The organism is Segeticoccus sp. (genome assembly GCF_035708005.1).
Genome location: NZ_DASSTI010000187.1, coordinates 1 through 2,217 on the forward strand (window position 1 = coordinate 1; position 2,217 = coordinate 2,217).

At 74.9% G+C, this 2,217-nt stretch carries 3 protein-coding genes; all 3 read right to left on the reverse strand.

The genetic code is table 11. From position 1 onward, the window contains the following. On the reverse strand, window positions 1-651 hold a 651-nt coding region (locus tag VFL99_RS17790; RefSeq protein WP_325107708.1), incomplete at its 3' end, for a hypothetical protein. A 211-nt stretch (window positions 652-862) separates the two neighbouring features. Continuing rightward, window positions 863-1,417, reverse strand: a complete 555-nt coding sequence (gene sigM, locus VFL99_RS17795) for an RNA polymerase sigma factor SigM (protein WP_325107709.1) — start codon at window positions 1,415-1,417, stop codon at window positions 863-865. Window positions 1,418-1,441: 24 nt separating this feature from the next. Beyond that, a partial coding sequence (locus VFL99_RS17800; protein WP_325107710.1) for a hypothetical protein occupies window positions 1,442-2,217 on the reverse strand: 776 nt, incomplete at its 5' end.

Genomic DNA, 2,217 nt, shown 5'->3' on the forward strand with positions numbered 1-2,217 from the left:
CGGCTTCGTGGCGGCGGCCGCCAGCGCCGCGGCCTGGGTCGCGAACGTGGCGGCCCGGTAGTCCCGACCGCTCTGCTGGATGCTGACCACCGAGAGCTGCTGCTCCGGGCCGAGGCCCTGTGCGTGCGACCGGGCCTGCCCCCCAGAGCTGCCGGCGGTGCTCCCGGCGCTCCCCGAACCGCCGTTCGCGCGCTCGCCGCCGCTGAGCGAGCTGCGCGCTGAGCTGACGGCGCCGCCGGCCACGGACGACCCGGCGCTGCTGCCGCCCGGGTTGACGTACGTCCCCACGGCCAAGCCGACCGCGACCGCCGCCGCGGCACCCGCGATCCCCCCGAACACCTGCCGCTGCCGCTTGCGCCGCACGAACGGGCTCACCGTCGCGACCTCGTGCTCCGAGCCGTATGCCGAGTGCTCGCCACCCGGGTCCGGCTCCCCCGGCCGCGTGGTCGCCGCTCCGGAGGCGACACCAGCGAGCGCGCCCTGGCGCTCGCGGCGCGCCCGCTCCTCCTCGGCGAGGCTCGCGGTGATCCGCTGGACCAGCTCCGGCGGCATCGGCCCGGGGTCGGGCAGCGACGACAGCAGCGCACGAACGCCGGTGGGGTCGTCGTCCGGGGAGGACGACCGGCCCAACGGGTTGTGGGGGGTGAACACGTGCTCCTCCGTGATCGTGCTGCGAGTGGTGCTGGTGGTGGTTGGCTGGTGCTGAGGGCTTGTGTGGCGGGCCGCACCCTGGACCGGCCCGCCATCGGTAGGACGACAGGGCCGCGCGTGGGGTTCCCGAGCGAGGCGCCTCGAGCCGTCGGGTCCGCCTCGACCCCCCGAGCCCGCCTCGAGCCCTGACCCGTCGTGAACCCGCCCCGCGCTACGGAGGGTCCCGGTCGGCCAACCCGAGCAGCTCCGCCATCGCCGCCCGTCCGCGGGCGCAGCGCGACTTCACCGTCCCCTCGGCGACCTCGAGCACGGCGGCGGCCTCGGCCACCGACAGCCCCTGCATGTCGACCAGCACCAGCGCGAGACGCTGCCCCTCCGGCAGCCGGTCGAGGGCCTGCCGCACGTCGAGGGCGTCCTCGACACCCGACGTGGCATCGCGGGGGTCGGCCGGCTCCCGCTCGGGCAGCTCGACCGTGGGCTTCACCCGCCGCAGCCGGTCCAGGCACGCGTTGACGACGATCCGGTGCAGCCAGGTGGTGACCTGGGCGTCGCCGCGGAAGCTGTCGGCCCGCCGGAACGCCGACACGAAGCCGTCCTGCACGGCGTCGGCCGCCATCTCCCGGTCGCGGCAGGTGCGCAGCGCCACGGCCCACATCCGGTCCCGGTGCCGCCGGAACAGCTCCCCGAACGCTTCGGCGTCGCCCGCGCAGTGTGCCGCGAGCAGCTCGCGGTCAGAGAGCTCGGCCAGCTCCTCAGCGCGGGACATCCCGGTCGACCCCCCGTCGAACGGCTAGCGGATGCTGACGTCGTTGATCTCGACGCGGTGCCAGGATCCGTTGGGGACGGTGGCCTTGTCGAACCACACGATGACGTACTGCCCCTTCACGCCACCGCCCGGCGCGGTCGCGGTCGCCTTGTCACCCGAGGTGGACCCGAGCTGGAGCTCGGTGGCGCTGGTGGTGTCCGCCGAGTCGCCGACGTAGACCTTCACCCCGTCGAACGAGGGCATGTTCAGCAGCACCTTGGTGACGTCCTTGCGGGAGCCGAGGTCGTAGGCGACGCCCATCCCGGCCTTGAGGTTGCCCCAGTCCGTGCTCGCGTAGCCGCTGGAGTACCACTGCGTCGACGGGTCGCCGTCGTAGGACTTCGCCAGCAGCTCGGGGTGGTCGGCCCCACTGGACTGGTTGATCAGGCTCGCGCCGGTGATCTTCAGCGGCCCGTGGTGGGTCGGCGACGAGCTCGAGCTGGGCGAGGACGAGGACGGCGTGCCGCTCGCCTTCCCGCCGCCCGGGGTCGGCACCGCCGGCGGGCTCTGTGCGTGGGTGCCGCTGGCGGGCAGCTGGCTGCCCTGCCCGATCTTGGACAGGCCCCACGCGCCGAGCACCAGGGCCGCGATGACCAGCACCACGGCCAGCAGGAGCGCGAACCGCGTCGAGCTCCGGTCCGGCTCGGCCGCCCCGCGCCCGATCAGCGGCAGTGGCGGGTCGAGGTCCTCGTCGGGCAGGTCGTAGTCGCTGTCGCGCCGGCGGCCGACCGGCAGCTCCCCGGTCGTGCCCGCCCCGTCGG

Excerpts from the sequence above, each read along its gene's own strand:
- sigM (WP_325107709.1), bottom strand. The coding sequence starts at position 1,417 with ATGTCCCGCGCTGAGGAGCTGGCCGAGCTCTCTGACCGCGAGCTGCTC.